The 17,595-nt window shown below is 37.7% G+C and carries 9 protein-coding genes and 1 CRISPR repeat array; of the genes, 3 read left to right on the top strand and 6 right to left on the bottom strand.

Annotated features, from left to right (window positions below):
• The 3 genes from ACTBZY_RS18690 to cas2 form a co-directional block, all read left to right on the top strand.
• A partial coding sequence (locus tag ACTBZY_RS18690; protein ID WP_463047882.1) for a CRISPR-associated protein Cas4 occupies positions 1 to 473 on the top strand: 473 nt, incomplete at its 5' end.
• A complete protein-coding gene (cas1b, locus tag ACTBZY_RS18685) occupies positions 470 to 1,474 on the top strand; it encodes a type I-B CRISPR-associated endonuclease Cas1b (protein ID WP_463047881.1) in 1,005 nt (334 codons plus the stop codon). The genes ACTBZY_RS18690 and cas1b, both read left to right, overlap by 4 nt.
• A 56-nt stretch (positions 1,475 to 1,530) precedes the next feature.
• Positions 1,531 to 1,794: a CRISPR-associated endonuclease Cas2 gene (cas2, locus tag ACTBZY_RS18680; RefSeq protein ID WP_463047880.1), complete on the top strand. Its 264-nt coding sequence runs from the start codon at positions 1,531 to 1,533 to the stop codon at positions 1,792 to 1,794.
• A 199-nt stretch (positions 1,795 to 1,993) separates the two neighbouring features.
• A CRISPR array of direct repeats spans positions 1,994 to 11,667; the repeat unit is 30 nt; unit sequence GTCTTAATCGCATCACATAGAAATTGAAAC.
• 88 nt (positions 11,668 to 11,755) lie between these two features.
• Here cas2 and ACTBZY_RS18675 read toward each other — a convergent pair.
• The 6 genes from ACTBZY_RS18675 to ACTBZY_RS18650 are packed head-to-tail and all read right to left on the bottom strand — an operon-like array spanning position 11,756 to position 17,593.
• Entirely contained in the window at positions 11,756 to 12,487 is a 732-nt protein-coding gene (locus tag ACTBZY_RS18675; RefSeq protein ID WP_463047879.1) for an HpcH/HpaI aldolase family protein, read from the bottom strand.
• Entirely contained in the window at positions 12,484 to 13,581 is a 1,098-nt protein-coding gene (locus ACTBZY_RS18670) for a phosphotransferase family protein (protein ID WP_463047878.1), read from the bottom strand. Before ACTBZY_RS18670 ends, ACTBZY_RS18675 begins: the two co-directional genes overlap by 4 nt.
• A 9-nt stretch (positions 13,582 to 13,590) precedes the next feature.
• Positions 13,591 to 14,658: a bile acid:sodium symporter family protein gene (locus ACTBZY_RS18665; protein WP_463047877.1), complete on the bottom strand. Its 1,068-nt coding sequence runs from the start codon at positions 14,656 to 14,658 to the stop codon at positions 13,591 to 13,593.
• Between the two features lie 2 nt (positions 14,659 to 14,660).
• On the bottom strand, positions 14,661 to 15,917 hold the full coding sequence (locus tag ACTBZY_RS18660; RefSeq protein ID WP_463047876.1) for a sialidase family protein: 1,257 nt from the start codon (positions 15,915 to 15,917) through the stop codon (positions 14,661 to 14,663).
• A 15-nt stretch (positions 15,918 to 15,932) separates the two neighbouring features.
• Entirely contained in the window at positions 15,933 to 17,069 is a 1,137-nt protein-coding gene (locus tag ACTBZY_RS18655) for a RagB/SusD family nutrient uptake outer membrane protein (RefSeq protein ID WP_463047884.1), read from the bottom strand.
• A gap of 23 nt (positions 17,070 to 17,092) precedes the next feature.
• Positions 17,093 to 17,593, bottom strand: coding sequence for a hypothetical protein (locus tag ACTBZY_RS18650; RefSeq protein WP_463047875.1), 501 nt, complete (start codon positions 17,591 to 17,593; stop codon positions 17,093 to 17,095).
• Positions 17,594 to 17,595 lie beyond the last annotated feature (2 nt).

Genomic DNA, 17,595 nt, shown 5'->3' with positions numbered 1-17,595 from the left:
ATAGAAAGCTTTGGCTCTTTGCCAACGGCATCAATATGGAACATACGTCGGACCTGGTATATGAGGGCAAAATGATCGGTGAAAAAACCTACCCGCAGCGTGCCGAAAAGTATCGTGAACTAGAAATAGATGGTGTTAAAATAGATTTCTACGATGCCAAAAATAAGGTCGTACATGAGATAAAGAAATCGTCCTCTTACAGTGAAGCTCATTTAGCTCAGGTGAAGTATTACTTGTATATTCTTAAAAGAAATGGCGTGGACGGTGCCACGGGGATATTAGAATACCCCAAACTGCATAAACGCGAAACGGTAACATTAGAAGGTGGAGATGATGAACGTATAGCCCATTGGGTGAAAGAGGCTACAGCAATAATTGGTCAGGAAGACGCTCCGCCTAAAATCCAGAAAAGCAAATGTAAGAAATGCAGCTATTATGATTTTTGTTGGATAACAGAAAGCCCTGAAGAATGAAAAAAACCTACTATTTATTTAATCCTGGGAGGTTATCGAGAAAAGACAATACCTTAAAGTTTACACCCGTAGATGAGGACGGCGTGGTAGGCCAGTCTAGGTATTTGCCTGTTGAAACCATTAACGATTTGTACGTTTTCGGCAGTTTGGATGCTAACTCTGCTCTTTATACTTTTTTGGGCAAAAACCATATAACCGTACATTTTTTCGACTATTACGAGCATTACGCAGGCTCATTCATGCCAAAAGAATACCTGCTGGCCGGTAAAATGCAGATTCAGCAAACCAAGCATTACATGTCTGCTAAGAAAAGGATAGTAATAGCCAGGGGTTTTGTGGATGGAGCTGCCGCCAATATCTTAAAAAACTTACAGTATTATAAAAGACGTGGCAAAGAGCTTACTGGTGCTATAGAACAAATAGAAGCTTACAGAAAAGACATAGTTGACACAGATAACATTCCACAGCTGATGGGTTTGGAAGGAAATATCCGACAGGTGTACTACAAGGCTTTTGATGAAATATTGAATGATTTCAATATGGGAAACAGAACCAAACAGCCTCCTGAAAACGAAGTCAATACGCTTATTTCTTTTGGTAATATGATGTGCTATACCACTTGCCTTGGTCAAATTTATCATACGCAGCTTAACCCCACCATTAGTTTCCTGCATGAGCCTGGCTATAGACGATTTTCGCTGGCTTTAGATGTCGCAGAGATTTTCAAACCGCTACTGATTGACAGAACCATTTTTAGCTTGCTTAATAAGAAGCAAATTAAAGCGAGTGATTTTAGAAGTGAAGTGAGTAGATGTGTGCTAAAAGATAGTGGCCGAAAGACTTTTATAAGGGTATATGAAGAAAAGCTTAAAGAAACAATACAGCACAGAAGCCTAAATAAGCATGTGAGTTATAAGCATCTGATAAAGCTGGAATGCTACAAACTGAGTAAACACATGCTAGGAATGGAGGAATATGTGCCTTTTAGGGCTTGGTGGTAGCTTGAATTTGATATCACTTAGTTTGCATTTCAATTGTAAAATATAAATCCAGACTTATGTACGTAATATTGGTGTATGACATGAATACAAAGCGAGTGGCGAAAATGCTGAAACATTGCAGGAAATACTTAAATTGGATTCAGAACTCGACTTTTGAAGGTGAAATAAGTAAGGTAAAATTGACAGAAATGCTAGACCGAGCTTATGAAATCATGGATGATGAAGAAGACAGTATTATAGTTTTCAAAAGCCGCTCAAAAGACTGGCTCGACAAAGAAATTCTCGGTTTCGAAAGGCAAAGTACTAGTCAAATTTTGTAAGTACTGTTGTCGATGTGGTATATAAAAGTTTCATAGAAGTTCATTGACATATTGAATTTATTAAAATCCTATTGACAGGGCTTGAAAAGGCGTTGTCGAACTCAGGGTAAAATCGTATTATTGTAGGTCGACACGATTCTAATGTATTTTGGATGTCAAAACATTGGATTCGTGTCTTTTTTGCCTGTTTTATAAACGGGTCTTAATCGCATCACATAGAAATTGAAACTCATCTAAGTCCAGAAAGCTATTATTGCCTTCCTGGTCTTAATCGCATCACATAGAAATTGAAACTCTGCAGAAGGGTCTGCAGCTTCCATAGCCGCCGTGGGTCTTAATCGCATCACATAGAAATTGAAACAAACCAATGCTCCTGCAGCAACTAATCCGCCTCCTGTCTTAATCGCATCACATAGAAATTGAAACGGGCTTTGCATCTGTAGTAGGTAAATAAGGCCTTCGTCTTAATCGCATCACATAGAAATTGAAACAAGCAAAAGAGGGTAGCCAATGGCTCCACTCCACCCGTCTTAATCGCATCACATAGAAATTGAAACACACCATTAATATTAACATGAGCGGCGGCACAGCAGAGTCTTAATCGCATCACATAGAAATTGAAACTAAGCCATCATACCATCATTTAACACGAGAAAACAGTCTTAATCGCATCACATAGAAATTGAAACGGTGCAAGGTTTACGAACTTCTAGGCGGTTTAGCGTCTTAATCGCATCACATAGAAATTGAAACAATGGCTGGAACTGCCGCTGTGACGTTATCCCACAGGTCTTAATCGCATCACATAGAAATTGAAACTTCTGGATTTCCTGTTCTTATTTCAATCCCTGCGTGGTCTTAATCGCATCACATAGAAATTGAAACGTACTTGCCACAAATAACGTTTCTGTGCCTTGCGGTCTTAATCGCATCACATAGAAATTGAAACTAAGTTTCGAGCAAAAAAGAATGGCACCAAGCGAGCGTCTTAATCGCATCACATAGAAATTGAAACCGAGTTGATTGATTTGGTGTAGCCTACCGTTGTTTTGTCTTAATCGCATCACATAGAAATTGAAACCTTTGAGAAGAGAGGTAGAAAAGCGATTTAGTAAGTGTCTTAATCGCATCACATAGAAATTGAAACGTATTTAATGTTCCAGTGGTGTTATAGAGCATTGAGTCTTAATCGCATCACATAGAAATTGAAACATACATCTATTTCAGTAGTTGCCGAATCAGTTCCAGTCTTAATCGCATCACATAGAAATTGAAACATGAAACGAAAGCCTGAATAGTATTTGTAATTACCTGTCTTAATCGCATCACATAGAAATTGAAACTGCGACAAAAGTTTTCATCCCAACAACGTTCTGTGTCTTAATCGCATCACATAGAAATTGAAACTTCTGACTCTGTACCTTCAAACCCATTTTGCACCGGTCTTAATCGCATCACATAGAAATTGAAACTTTCCACTAATTCATTAATTAGTAGCTGAAGCTCTTGTCTTAATCGCATCACATAGAAATTGAAACTAAAGCATAGGCTTAGAAATAATAGTTTGATAAATGTCTTAATCGCATCACATAGAAATTGAAACTCAGCGTCTAACAAATCGGTATCAATTTTTAAATCAAGTCTTAATCGCATCACATAGAAATTGAAACGGCGATTAATGACTTTTACATCAACTTCATCAGGCAGTCTTAATCGCATCACATAGAAATTGAAACTAGTTTCAAGTAGGCTAGCTCCCCCAAGTGCATCATAGTCTTAATCGCATCACATAGAAATTGAAACTTCGAATCTAGTCAAGACTTATTACCTGACGGATTGGTCTTAATCGCATCACATAGAAATTGAAACGAGGGTCGAAGACCATTGTCAACCTCCAGCTCCGAAGTCTTAATCGCATCACATAGAAATTGAAACTTTTTATTTTTGATTTATTAATTTTTAGCCAGCGGGGTCTTAATCGCATCACATAGAAATTGAAACCGGACTGGCTTTCCATAGTGCGAAGTGGTTCGAGCGTCTTAATCGCATCACATAGAAATTGAAACGGAAGATGCTTGACGACAGGGTTTATCATGCCTTGAGTCTTAATCGCATCACATAGAAATTGAAACTAGCCTGAGCAATTACATTTCCCTTGCAGCCGGTCTGTCTTAATCGCATCACATAGAAATTGAAACTATTGAAAGGTTATTTGTTGTATCTGATAATAATTAGTCTTAATCGCATCACATAGAAATTGAAACGCAAATGAAGAATACTCCCTTTCAATCGCCTGTGTAGTCTTAATCGCATCACATAGAAATTGAAACCAATCTACCGCCAAGTTCGTAGAGCGTTCAATTGACGTCTTAATCGCATCACATAGAAATTGAAACTTGGTAATAGCCAACGGCTTCTGGGTGAACTGTGTTGTCTTAATCGCATCACATAGAAATTGAAACCCGCTTTCGATGACATAAGGTGGAATTGTTGTCGAAGTCTTAATCGCATCACATAGAAATTGAAACTTGCGAATAGCGAACCAAGTGATTAGAGGTCGTCGGTCTTAATCGCATCACATAGAAATTGAAACTAGTGAATTTAGCGAACATGAGCAATCGATACTAGTCTTAATCGCATCACATAGAAATTGAAACCACGAAGAAAAGAGTAATCTTTTTAAATTTTTGGATGTCTTAATCGCATCACATAGAAATTGAAACTTTGGAGCCTTGTCCTCGAAAACTGGAACATTGTTAGTCTTAATCGCATCACATAGAAATTGAAACGAATTTAGATATTACTGGCTTAACGGCCTCTAAGGTGTCTTAATCGCATCACATAGAAATTGAAACCTTCAAAACTGAGGGTAGCTGGGCAAACAAGCGGTCAGTCTTAATCGCATCACATAGAAATTGAAACCCGCTTTCGATGACATAAGGTGGAATTGTTGTCGAAGTCTTAATCGCATCACATAGAAATTGAAACAAGACAAAACGCATTTTATTGACCGCTCCGACATCGTCTTAATCGCATCACATAGAAATTGAAACTTGCCGTTAGATGAATAGACCAGGCTATAATAAACTGTCTTAATCGCATCACATAGAAATTGAAACCAATAAGGGATAATGAGCCAGACCATGACTTTAGTGTCTTAATCGCATCACATAGAAATTGAAACCTTGCATAGCGTCGAACTGATTGGAAAGCGTGGTTTGTCTTAATCGCATCACATAGAAATTGAAACCTTTTGAAAAGCATCCTTTCGACGCCGTTAACCTTGTCTTAATCGCATCACATAGAAATTGAAACTTTACAACGCAAGCCCAAACGTAAAAAGAAAAATAGTGTCTTAATCGCATCACATAGAAATTGAAACATACAAATAAAGTCATTTGCAAAAATTGCAGATGGTGTCTTAATCGCATCACATAGAAATTGAAACTTAGTCGGGGAATAGTGGTTGTTCTGAAATCTCAAGTCTTAATCGCATCACATAGAAATTGAAACTACGCATATGGTGCAACATCTGAATAAATATTAAATGTCTTAATCGCATCACATAGAAATTGAAACGTCTCTAATATCCTCCTTGAATGTTTTCATATCCCGTCTTAATCGCATCACATAGAAATTGAAACGAGGTTGCCTCATTGTCCTCTTTTACAAGGTTCATGGTCTTAATCGCATCACATAGAAATTGAAACCTGGCATCTGGTGAGCACCCTACAATGAAGCCAGTTGGTCTTAATCGCATCACATAGAAATTGAAACTTTAAAACCTGCTGACAAAAAAACGATTTCGCAGCGTCTTAATCGCATCACATAGAAATTGAAACTGTATTTGAAATTATACTATCCCAATCTACCGGCAGTCTTAATCGCATCACATAGAAATTGAAACAGCTCTGGAAAAATTGAGAATTATGTTTTTTCAAAGTCTTAATCGCATCACATAGAAATTGAAACCGAGGATTTGGAACAATATAATGAGGTAAGAACGCGTCTTAATCGCATCACATAGAAATTGAAACCCGAAAGGGAACTACAGCTCTCGCCCAGCTACTGGTCTTAATCGCATCACATAGAAATTGAAACGGCTTTACCATTTAAGTTTTGGGATGAGATGAAAGGTCTTAATCGCATCACATAGAAATTGAAACCGCATCTGCAGTTGTATTTATATAGCTGCCATTTTCGTCTTAATCGCATCACATAGAAATTGAAACTAGCGTGGTATTACTCATCTCGTTTTTAAGTACAAGTCTTAATCGCATCACATAGAAATTGAAACATATTTGGGCGACTGAATGCCCTGATGGACCAAGTAGTCTTAATCGCATCACATAGAAATTGAAACCAAACTGGTGCAATATGCTGGGGGAGTTCCTAGTAGTCTTAATCGCATCACATAGAAATTGAAACAGCGTTAAAATAGGCTTAGCACTGCCGGCTTTCGGTGTCTTAATCGCATCACATAGAAATTGAAACGGTGAAATAAAGAATCTCAAGTTTAGAGACTTAAAGTCTTAATCGCATCACATAGAAATTGAAACTAAGCATTTGAGAGACTTTGCCTAAGTCCGGCATTGGTCTTAATCGCATCACATAGAAATTGAAACATGGTTTGATGAAGCGGATGAAGTGGTTTCTGAAGTGTCTTAATCGCATCACATAGAAATTGAAACGGTGCATATGCCTTAATGGCGAAGGCAGCAAAAGATGTCTTAATCGCATCACATAGAAATTGAAACTTAATTATAGCGGTGTTAATGATGATGAATTACTAAAGTCTTAATCGCATCACATAGAAATTGAAACAGGTGAAGCCATGGCTGCATTTTTTAAGATATGGGGTCTTAATCGCATCACATAGAAATTGAAACTGTGCAATCAGGCAATAGTCTTTTGAACTATCGGTGTCTTAATCGCATCACATAGAAATTGAAACGTAATCCTTGCTTACGGCCATCTGCTTTAAAATCTTGTCTTAATCGCATCACATAGAAATTGAAACAAAAGGAATTAAGCTTTAAACTCTGGAAAGATGTTGTCTTAATCGCATCACATAGAAATTGAAACCGTACCTGGTTAAACTCATATATCCAGAGCGGCCTGCGTCTTAATCGCATCACATAGAAATTGAAACTTCGGTCTTCTAATTCCGTTTGCCAGTGCAGCTTAGGTCTTAATCGCATCACATAGAAATTGAAACAAAAATAGCTTACAAAGTACTTCAGCTTCAAGATTTGTCTTAATCGCATCACATAGAAATTGAAACGCGGGATCACAAACTATAGTACCAGCGGCCTCTAGTCTTAATCGCATCACATAGAAATTGAAACCGGAGGCAAGCGAAAAGGGGCAAAACGCCCTTTGGTCTTAATCGCATCACATAGAAATTGAAACAGTTTAACGAGATAAAAGAGCGGAGAATGAGGGCGTGTCTTAATCGCATCACATAGAAATTGAAACTGGCAAAGAAAAACTTGAAAGGTCTGTGGCTAATAGTCTTAATCGCATCACATAGAAATTGAAACAAACTGTGGTTAACCTCCAGTTAAGAATTACCGTAGTCTTAATCGCATCACATAGAAATTGAAACTTTTGAAGCCCACCCAATTTTGAGCAATGCAGGTTTGTCTTAATCGCATCACATAGAAATTGAAACTTGTCTTAGTCGTTTATGTCGTCACTTCGTTGTTCGTCTTAATCGCATCACATAGAAATTGAAACTATGGTCATCTAAATCTACCGCAGCCACGGCATCTGTCTTAATCGCATCACATAGAAATTGAAACTGGACTAAAATCTGGCACCCCAGTGTCAGACTTCACGTCTTAATCGCATCACATAGAAATTGAAACGCGGGATCACGATTTATAGTTAAAGCGGCCCCTAACGTCTTAATCGCATCACATAGAAATTGAAACATAAGACTTCCTGAGCTCATTAGGAAGCACGTCCTGTCTTAATCGCATCACATAGAAATTGAAACGTCCACCGAAGTTGGTTTCATCTGCGGTTGCCTGTAGTCTTAATCGCATCACATAGAAATTGAAACTTAAAGTAGGATATGAACCCTCAGAGGTGCCCCAGGTCTTAATCGCATCACATAGAAATTGAAACGTAGTGTAATTATTGCCATTTACATAGAATTTATGTGTCTTAATCGCATCACATAGAAATTGAAACTGCCGGTATAACACCCAATCAGGAAGACATCGATGGTCTTAATCGCATCACATAGAAATTGAAACTTATGAAGCAAAAACGCCTCGATAAAATTAACACTAGTCTTAATCGCATCACATAGAAATTGAAACAACTTTTAAGCATAGTGGAAAGTGCATTGTCTAAGGTCTTAATCGCATCACATAGAAATTGAAACGCAACCAGTAGGGCACCAGTCACCAAAACGATTGGATGTCTTAATCGCATCACATAGAAATTGAAACGAGCGGATGCGGTGTTTTTCCTGACTTTTTCAATCTGGTCTTAATCGCATCACATAGAAATTGAAACCCACCTGAGCAATGGCTTCAAATTCACCCAACAGCAGTCTTAATCGCATCACATAGAAATTGAAACAGATGGAAGCTTTACGGGTTCAATTATACCGATTCTGTCTTAATCGCATCACATAGAAATTGAAACGAAAATGGGGCTTGGATAGCTCCGCAACCATGGATGGTCTTAATCGCATCACATAGAAATTGAAACTCGCATTAGGCGGAATGATAAAAGGATTGGCAGGAAGTCTTAATCGCATCACATAGAAATTGAAACTTTCCCTTGTAGTTGTTTTTTACGTACTCTAAAAGTCTTAATCGCATCACATAGAAATTGAAACGTGAATTGGCCGACCGATTGCGAGTCAACATGGGTTGTCTTAATCGCATCACATAGAAATTGAAACAAGCAAGGTGACAGTAAACGCTTATTGGGATGTAGGTCTTAATCGCATCACATAGAAATTGAAACTCGTCCATGTCAGAAATGTCAAACGAGCAGCGGCTGTCTTAATCGCATCACATAGAAATTGAAACTCAGTGATTAATGAAGTGCTTGGCCTGTCTTGGCTTGTCTTAATCGCATCACATAGAAATTTGAAACGAGCCAGACAATAAGAGTTCAAAAACCCAGTATGGCGGTCTTAATCGCATCACATAGAAATTGAAACTAAACATATCTGGCTCAGATATTTCATGTTGCCAAGTCTTAATCGCATCACATAGAAATTGAAACGACCTAAATATAAGAATAAAGATACATGACCGAAGAGTCTTAATCGCATCACATAGAAATTGAAACTAGAATATTTTGGTCTTAACTCGAAAAATTCACGCAGTCTTAATCGCATCACATAGAAATTGAAACAGTGGGATGAAAGTTATGGCGGTGTGGGCAACTCATGTCTTAATCGCATCACATAGAAATTGAAACACGACTGTGCTCTGTTCATGTGGGTCACATTCCCGTCTTAATCGCATCACATAGAAATTGAAACGATGTGCTTTATTTTATGCTTATACCCAACATCAAGTCTTAATCGCATCACATAGAAATTGAAACTCACCACCAGAAAACACATCTTTGTAGCATTCCATGTCTTAATCGCATCACATAGAAATTGAAACTAGGGGTATGAAGAAAGATTGGCATCTGAAATGGTGGTCTTAATCGCATCACATAGAAATTGAAACAAAGCGGACTATTTAAAACAAGGTGTGTTAACTCTCGTCTTAATCGCATCACATAGAAATTGAAACAAACTTGGAAGATTTAGCCTTTTCTTTGGCCTTTGTCTTAATCGCATCACATAGAAATTGAAACAGATTAGGACAAGTTGCGATAATAACAAAGGGCAACGTCTTAATCGCATCACATAGAAATTGAAACTTCCAGAGGGCTTATATCCACTAGCATTGCGGTATTGTCTTAATCGCATCACATAGAAATTGAAACTTACTCATGATGTTAGAGATAACGGTATTGTGTCCAGTCTTAATCGCATCATATAGAAATTGAAACGAAAGGAACGCCACGAAAAAGGTAAGGACATATTTTGTCTTAATCGCATCATATAGAAATTGAAACGTGGCTTTTCCTTGCCATAAAACTTCTGTGTATGAGTCTTAATCGCATCATATAGAAATTGAAACTGTCTATTCAGCTTAAAAACCTAACAGGCATAAAATGTCTTAATCGCATCATATAGAAATTGAAACTTCCTGATCGGTTGAAATGATGTCCAACGTTCGGAAGTCTTAATCGCATCATATAGAAATTGAATCCCGGTTGAGGAATTCATAGAACTGAAATTATCTATTGTCTTAATCGCATCATATAGAAATTGAAACGTACCGGAACAACCCACTACACGCATTTCGTGAACTGTCTTAATCGCATCATATAGAAATTGAAACAGAATTGATTGATTTGGTATAGCTAGAAACTGTTTTGTCTTAATCGCATCATATAGAAATTGAAACCACCTTTTCCATCTTTTTATTGACGAAAACTTGTGCAGTCTTAATCGCATCATATAGAAATTGAAACCCCCTAAAGAGCATGAAATTACCATCAGGGCTAGCGTCTTAATCGCATCATATAGAAATTGAAACTTGCGTATGCGTGATGATATAGAAGCATCATTCTGGTCTTAATCGCATCATATAGAAATTGAAACAGCAATATCATAACCGTATGTCCTAAACCTCCAGAGTCTTAATCGCATCATATAGAAATTGAAACTACAAACTGGATAGAACCAAACCAGCCAACTGATTACGTCTTAATCGCATCATATAGAAATTGAAACAATGGTTTGAAATATTTTCCAGTTGCATATTATGGAGTCTTAATCGCATCATATAGAAATTGAAACCTGTAGTACCAGCAGTACCTACAGCTTGTTGTTCAGTCTTAATCGCATCATATAGAAATTGAAACTTTCTATACTGGTACCATCTAATGTACGTTTCGCGTCTTAATCGCATCATATAGAAATTGAAACTCTGGTTTTATTAGGTGGTGATAGCCCGGATTCTTGTCTTAATCGCATCACATAGAAATTGAAACGCGTAGGGCGATTCTATTATTACTAGTTTCATTGGAGTCTTAATCGCATCACATAGAAATTGAAACGAGCCTTTGTATTTCGCCCAATCTTACTTTCGTAGGTCTTAATCGCATCACATAGAAATTGAAACCAGAGAGGAGAACTTACTAGGCTCCTATGCAGCAGGAGTCTTAATCGCATCACATAGAAATTGAAACTTAAACGTTACCAACAAATCAATAACCACTTGAAGTCTTAATCGCATCACATAGAAATTGAAACGAGCCTTTGTATTTCGCCCAATCTTACTTTCGTAGGTCTTAATCGCATCACATAGAAATTGAAACTCCAATGAGCCATAAAGCCCGATTGTTCCGTCTGAGTCTTAATCGCATCACATAGAAATTGAAACGGAATACATTCGGTGCATACTTTACGTAAGTGTTCAGTCTTAATCGCATCACATAGAAATTGAAACTGAGCTTCCAGAAAGGCAATCATTCTTTTTGTTTTGTCTTAATCGCATCACATAGAAATTGAAACGCTCCTTTGTCTGTTTGAATCGGTGCGGCTCCTAGTCTTAATCGCATCACATAGAAATTGAAACGAACTGAAGGATTCATTTTTGACTACCCATTTGGAAGTCTTAATCGCATCACATAGAAATTGAAACCAAATTCCGTATTAGAATCCCCATCATAACCCAGCTCGTCTTAATCGCATCACATAGAAATTGAAACTGCAAGCACGAAAAGCTAATGTATAGCCAAAATGTAGTCTTAATCGCATCACATAGAAATTGAAAATTATGACTGCTCGGGTATAGAGAAAATATAGTCTTCATCGCATTTTATAATGTAGCCTTCCCCAAAAAGGAAAGGCTACAACAAAAAATCATTCTTGCGTAAAAGAAAGTAAATCAACATATCCCTTTCTTAATATACCGAGGTCTGAACCAATTGCTAAACATGAAAATCCAAGGTTTCTCAAATTGGTTATCTCTTCCATATCCCGAACCAAAATCCCAGCCTGTTTCTTTTGACTAAGTGCTGCATTTGCTACTATTGCAAGAGCCTCCAAATAATCTATACCCTCTTTTTTTGCTCTAGTTTTGAAATGTAGTTTTAAATCGGAAGGTCCAACAAACAACATATCAACTCCCGGAACAGAAGCAATTTCATTTGCATTTTCAACGCCTTCTAAGTCTTCTATTTGAGCAATAAAAAGTGGCTGTTCGTAATTGTCCAAATTTGTAGCAGCGTTGGTTCCATAGCCAAACGAACGAGAAGAACTCGTAAAACCACGATTGCCGCTAGGGGGATAATTCATAGCCCTGACACATTCAATAGCCTGTTCTGACCTTGAAACATGGGGGAGCATTATTCCCGCAGCCCCCCAGTCCAGTACTCTTGCTATAAGTGCGGTGTCCATCTTCCCTATTCGTACTATTGCTTTGGTGTTAGAACCTTTTATAGACTGCATATTTTGTAAAAGAGATGCTTCTGTTAAACATCCATGTTCCATATCGAGTAATACCCAGTCAAATCCGCAAAAGGAAGCCAATTCGGCAATAATTGGAGAACCTATTGATAACCAAGTACCAATTTTTAATTGTATTCTATTCATAATTCTAAAACTTCTTTTTTTCGAGATAGCCCTTCCCAAGCTGCCATTAATTTCAATCTTGTAGTCTCTTGAAGTGAGGTTTCAGAGTCCGAAGAATTAATCAGAAAGAAATCCTTCTGTTTGGCAAAGTAACCTCCACCTACACGGATAACTGCCTTTACCACCATATTCCGGAGTAAGTGAAGCCAGAATCTTGGGAAAAAATTATCAGGTAATGGTTGAATGAGTTTATATCCGCATATCGCAGCGTTTACTACTTCTGGTGGGTGAAAGCAAGCCAGAAGAGAAAGATCATCTGTCGCATCACCAGAGATAGTGTCATCCCAGTCTATAAAAGCTTTAATCTCATTCACTTCTCCCAGAATATTCCAAAGAGCTAAATCTTTATGAACTAGACAGCCTTGGGTTAACTCTAAAAAGTTACGATTCTTATTTACAAGAGCGTTTATTTCGAAAGCTTCAGAATCAGTTAAAATGCTATTGGCAACCAAATAATTTAAGTGATTCTCCCAGTTCAGAAAAAAATAATCTGGATAAGTGGCGTGTAATCCAACCAATCGGTCTTCTGTTCGTAAAATTTGAGGATCAAAAGGGCCAAAACCTTCTGATTGAATACTTTGCCATTTGGCTACTGATTTGCCTATTGCAATCGCAACGTTAGACCAGTTGAGTCTGCCTGATTTATGCCAATGATTTAGGTCTGGATAATTTCGGTATTCTAGAAACTGATAAGAATATGGTACTTTATCCCTTGAAGCGTCTACAGCATATACCCGTGGAGTAGGAACGCCAACATTTCTAACCTCATCCAATATACGTGCCTCCACTTCCATATAGTCATCACCCTCTGGCCCGTTTTCTAATCTAAGGAAATAGGTTTCACTACCATTCTCCGCAAGAAAGGTGAGATGGTTTCCTTGCCCTCCCCCTGATTTTAATAAAAACCTTTTGTGCCCGAATTCTAATTGCAGTTGTTGTATCAATGAATCTTTTATTGCCGTAATTTCTTTTTTACTTAAACCAGCATTGGTCAAAGTGCGGAAAGCTGATGGTCTATCGCATTTCCAATAATAAGTTGTTTTTCTATTAGACATATGTGTATTTTAATTTTCTGGACTTTTGCGTTGCCAGAAAGAAGCTAACATAGAACCCGTTATATTCATCATAGAGCCAAAAATGGCAGGAGCTAGTCCAATGGTAGCTATCTTACCCATTTCTTTAGCGAGACCAGATGCCAAGCCTCCGTTTTGCATTCCAACTTCAATAGCTATGGTTCGACAATCCTTCTCATTTAGACGAAGTAAGCGTGCATACCAATAGCCCAAAAAGTACCCAAAGGTGTTGTGTACAAACACTATAAAAAGTAGTACAGAGCCTATTTCTAACAAGCTATCTCTCCCAGCAGCAATTATTACAACAATGGAAAACGTTATTCCAAACATGGATACAATGGGCATAGCCTTATCCATCCATTTGAATCTTCCGTGAAAAAGTTTATTAAAAAGTAAACCCGCACCTATAGGAAGAAGAACCATTTTAGTAATGTCCCACATCATTTTCATCGCTTCAATTTCTATAAATTCTCCCGCTAAAAGCTTCATCAATATTGGAGTAATTAAGGGAGCCATCAGCGTTGAAATTGCCGTTATAGTTACAGAAAGGGCTATATTGGCCTTGGCCAAATAAGCTATGACGTTTGATGCCATACCACTTGGTGACGAACCTATTAAAATAATACCCGCTGCAATTTCTGGTGAAAGCCCACTGAAACTCGCTAATGTGAATCCTATAATCGGCATGATCATGAACTGACTTGAAATACCTACCAATACTCCTTTGGGTGATTTAATGACACTTGCAAAGTCACTTATGCTCATTGCTGTACCCATCCCAAACATGATCATTTGGATCAAGGGAGTAATTAGCTCTGTAAACTTGAAGCCTTTGTATTCCACAAAATATTGTGGAAAGAATAAAGCCGCCGTAACACCAGCCAAAATCATTACAGTGAAGGAATAGCCTTTTAACTTCTCAGATCTTTGAAAGCCAACCGCTAAAAGAATAAAAAAAGTAATCAAGGCCGTTCCTAGCATAGCCGTATTTGTTGTAATTGTTGAGATCAAAGCAATTAGTAAGAGAGCAATACAAAGAATAGCTATTAGCTGTTTCATTTTTACTTCTTAGGTCGTGCCGAGGGAGCAGGTAATTTATCCAGCCCTTCCGGTTTACTAATCAATATTTTCAATTTCGATTTACGGCTAGTTAATTCTCTCTTTATAATATCGTTTTCAGTGAACTTAGCCATCAATATTTCACCATCATGGTCTCGATTATGATCATAGGATATATAGATGGTTCCGTCCGGAGACTGAAATCCATCAGGATAAGAAATACCCCTTCTTTCGTCTAGCATTAAACCGCCCTTCCATGTTTTACCCTCATCATCCGATAGAAAAGCCATCAACTTAGATCTAAAATGAGTTTTTTCATTAATAAGCCCATGGCGAACTAAAAGGATTTGGCCAGATTGTAATCTGCGTATAAAGTGTCGAGCACTAATATGATCCATATATTTATTTGGTTCTGACCATGACTTTCCATTATCTAAAGAAGTGCTTTCCCATAACCCTAATCCTGAACGAGCTGTCATCCATAGTGACCCATCTTTTTTTTCAACAAAATGATGCTCATCAAATGATGGAGCTGGAAACCTTACTCCCCCTTTCCTTGACCAAGTTTTACCTAAATCGTTTGAGACATATACATTCGCCATTCGTAAAGAATCAAGTTCACGAAATGCTTCTTTGTATGGTTCCTTTATTTTTCCCCGATCCCAAAGTGATACAGGTAACATCCAAGTACCATCAGATAGTACAATTGGCTTATTTAGTGTGCAGCCATCACTTATCCTAACAGGTATTGACCATTCAGGATTTTCACTATCTGGATTTTCACAAATGGTATAATAATTACCAGCTCGGCCATCAAACATAGTCATTGATTGGTCAAAGAACAACCAAAGTCGCCCTAATGGATCCAGCCATAAGCAACCAACAACAGTTCTTCTGTTTAAACTGAGTGAAGGGTTATGTGGATCAATTACAACCTTAGGCTCAGACCACTTTTTACCATCATTATCGCTATAATTGAGCACAAAAAATGCGTCGTCATTATCCCCTCCAGCGACCCAACAAGACCAAATTCTTCCTTTGGGAGTTCTTTCTATTCCTATGGTCATTCCATAATCAAGACGATCATAAGCATATGTTGGAATTGGAGTTGTGTTAATAATTGGCAATTCTAATCCTGGATCAAATCCATTATTCTCATTAGTTTGAGAATAAGCATTTCTATAAATTAGAAGGTTTAATATAATTAAAAGAAATAGCTTGGAAAATGACCAGCTTAATATTCTATTTGAATTGATCATGATTAAATTTTTAAATTAATAACCTGGATTTTGTTCTAATTTCTTGCTGAAATTTGCATCAATGGCCTTTTGAGGGATAGGCCAAAACATGTGCTTGTCTTGAATTGTGGCTCTTGTGTCAGCTCTCAAATTGTACTTCCGAACACGCTCAACCAATTTGCCGGTGCGTACCAAAGTTCGATGACGGGGCTCTTCGGTAATGAGCTCGCGAGCACGCTCATCTAATATATAATCAAGGTCTACTTGACTTGCTTCTATTGGTTTAGCATTTGAACGAATCCGAACCTTATTAATATCAATTGCAGCTTTATCCAATAAACCTAAATACATATTTGCCTCCGCTCGTAACAAATATGTTTCTGCAAGTCGAAATACCATTATGTCCTTAAATGTACGTCCAGTGGTATTATTCCCATCCTTTCCCACCTTACCTTCAACTTTTCTGAGTGTAGGATAAAGCATTTGAAATGTATCGAGTTTAGCATAATGACTTTTCTCCACTTTTTTTCGAAAATAAGCTGAGGCTGGGTTTGTATAATAATGATCACGACGTATGTTGTGTGGGGAGTTTCTTATGTCATTCGACCAATTATTTTCCCATAAATTATATAAAAAGTAGGTGGTTGGTCTAACCCAACCAACACCACGCCCCAAACTGTCAACAATCACCATTCCTGGCTTTCCATCCGGGTCTTTTACATTGATATAAAACGGTGCCCATGACCTTAATAAATAATTACCTCTATTTCCTCCTTGTCCCCCTGGAGTTTGATCTTCGAATTGCCAATTAAATATCGACTCTAGGTTTCCAGAGCTACGGTTTTGGTTTCCATCCTTAAATAAATCTGAATACACATCACCTGGGAGGTCTTTTTCTGAGCCAAAGCGTTCAGTCATTAAACTATAAACGCCGGAATCAATAACCTTTGATGCACTCTCAACCGCCTTGTCGTATTGTTTAAGGCTGATAAATACCTCAGCTAACAAGTGATCGGCAGCTCCTTTCACAACTCGCCCTTCGTCAGTTTTATTTACAGTTTCAGGCAACCATTTCGAGGCAAACTCAAGATCCAGTCGAGCGGATTCGTAAACCTCTTGTCTTGAATTTTTAATAAAATCAGTTTTAGGGCCTGTATAGATAGTATCTACTATTGGAACTGCACCATATAAGTTAGCTAAAAAATTATGAGTGTAAGCTCTAAAAAACGTGCCTCTGCAATTATGGCATTCTTTTCCGCCTCACTAGACCAAATATCCTTTAGATCCGGTTTGTTTGCATAAATAATTATAGTATTTGCTTTTAATAACATATCTGAATAAGCCCAATCCCAATAGCGTTCTACACATTGTGTAGCTGGGTTTAAGTAAGTTTCATAATTACGAAAATTAGACGCGGCATTTTCTCCACTACATGCAATGTCCGTACCCATTTGCTGGTTTATGTACCATCCAAAACTGTCAAATTTTGCTAGCTCTTCCCTTGCGGACATGTGCAAAGCAGTAATATAACTTTCAAAGCCAGTTTTGGATACCAATACTACATCTGAACTTAGAGAGTCCAATGGTTTTTCATCTAGGAGGTCATCTTGGCAGCTACTTAATGATAATATTGCCGAACAAAATATAGCCAAATAACAAAAGATAGATAGATTTTTTTTCACTACTAAATATTTCATAA

Source organism: Arcticibacterium sp. (assembly GCF_055134445.1).
The sequence above is the reverse complement of the archived record's forward strand: the minus strand, read 5'-3'. Positions and strand labels throughout refer to the sequence as shown.

What these genes read in the sequence shown, in the direction of transcription:
- ACTBZY_RS18665 (WP_463047877.1), bottom strand. Translation starts at nt 14,658, where the DNA reads ATGAAACAGCTAATAGCTATTCTTTGTATTGCTCTCTTACTAATTGCT.
- cas1b (WP_463047881.1), top strand. Translation starts at nt 470, where the DNA reads ATGAAAAAAACCTACTATTTATTTAATCCTGGGAGGTTATCGAGAAAA.
- ACTBZY_RS18660 (WP_463047876.1), bottom strand. Translation starts at nt 15,917, where the DNA reads ATGATCAATTCAAATAGAATATTAAGCTGGTCATTTTCCAAGCTATTT.
- cas2 (WP_463047880.1), top strand. Translation starts at nt 1,531, where the DNA reads ATGTACGTAATATTGGTGTATGACATGAATACAAAGCGAGTGGCGAAA.
- ACTBZY_RS18675 (WP_463047879.1), bottom strand. Translation starts at nt 12,487, where the DNA reads ATGAATAGAATACAATTAAAAATTGGTACTTGGTTATCAATAGGTTCT.
- ACTBZY_RS18670 (WP_463047878.1), bottom strand. Translation starts at nt 13,581, where the DNA reads ATGTCTAATAGAAAAACAACTTATTATTGGAAATGCGATAGACCATCA.
- ACTBZY_RS18650 (WP_463047875.1), bottom strand. Translation starts at nt 17,593, where the DNA reads ATGAAATATTTAGTAGTGAAAAAAAATCTATCTATCTTTTGTTATTTG.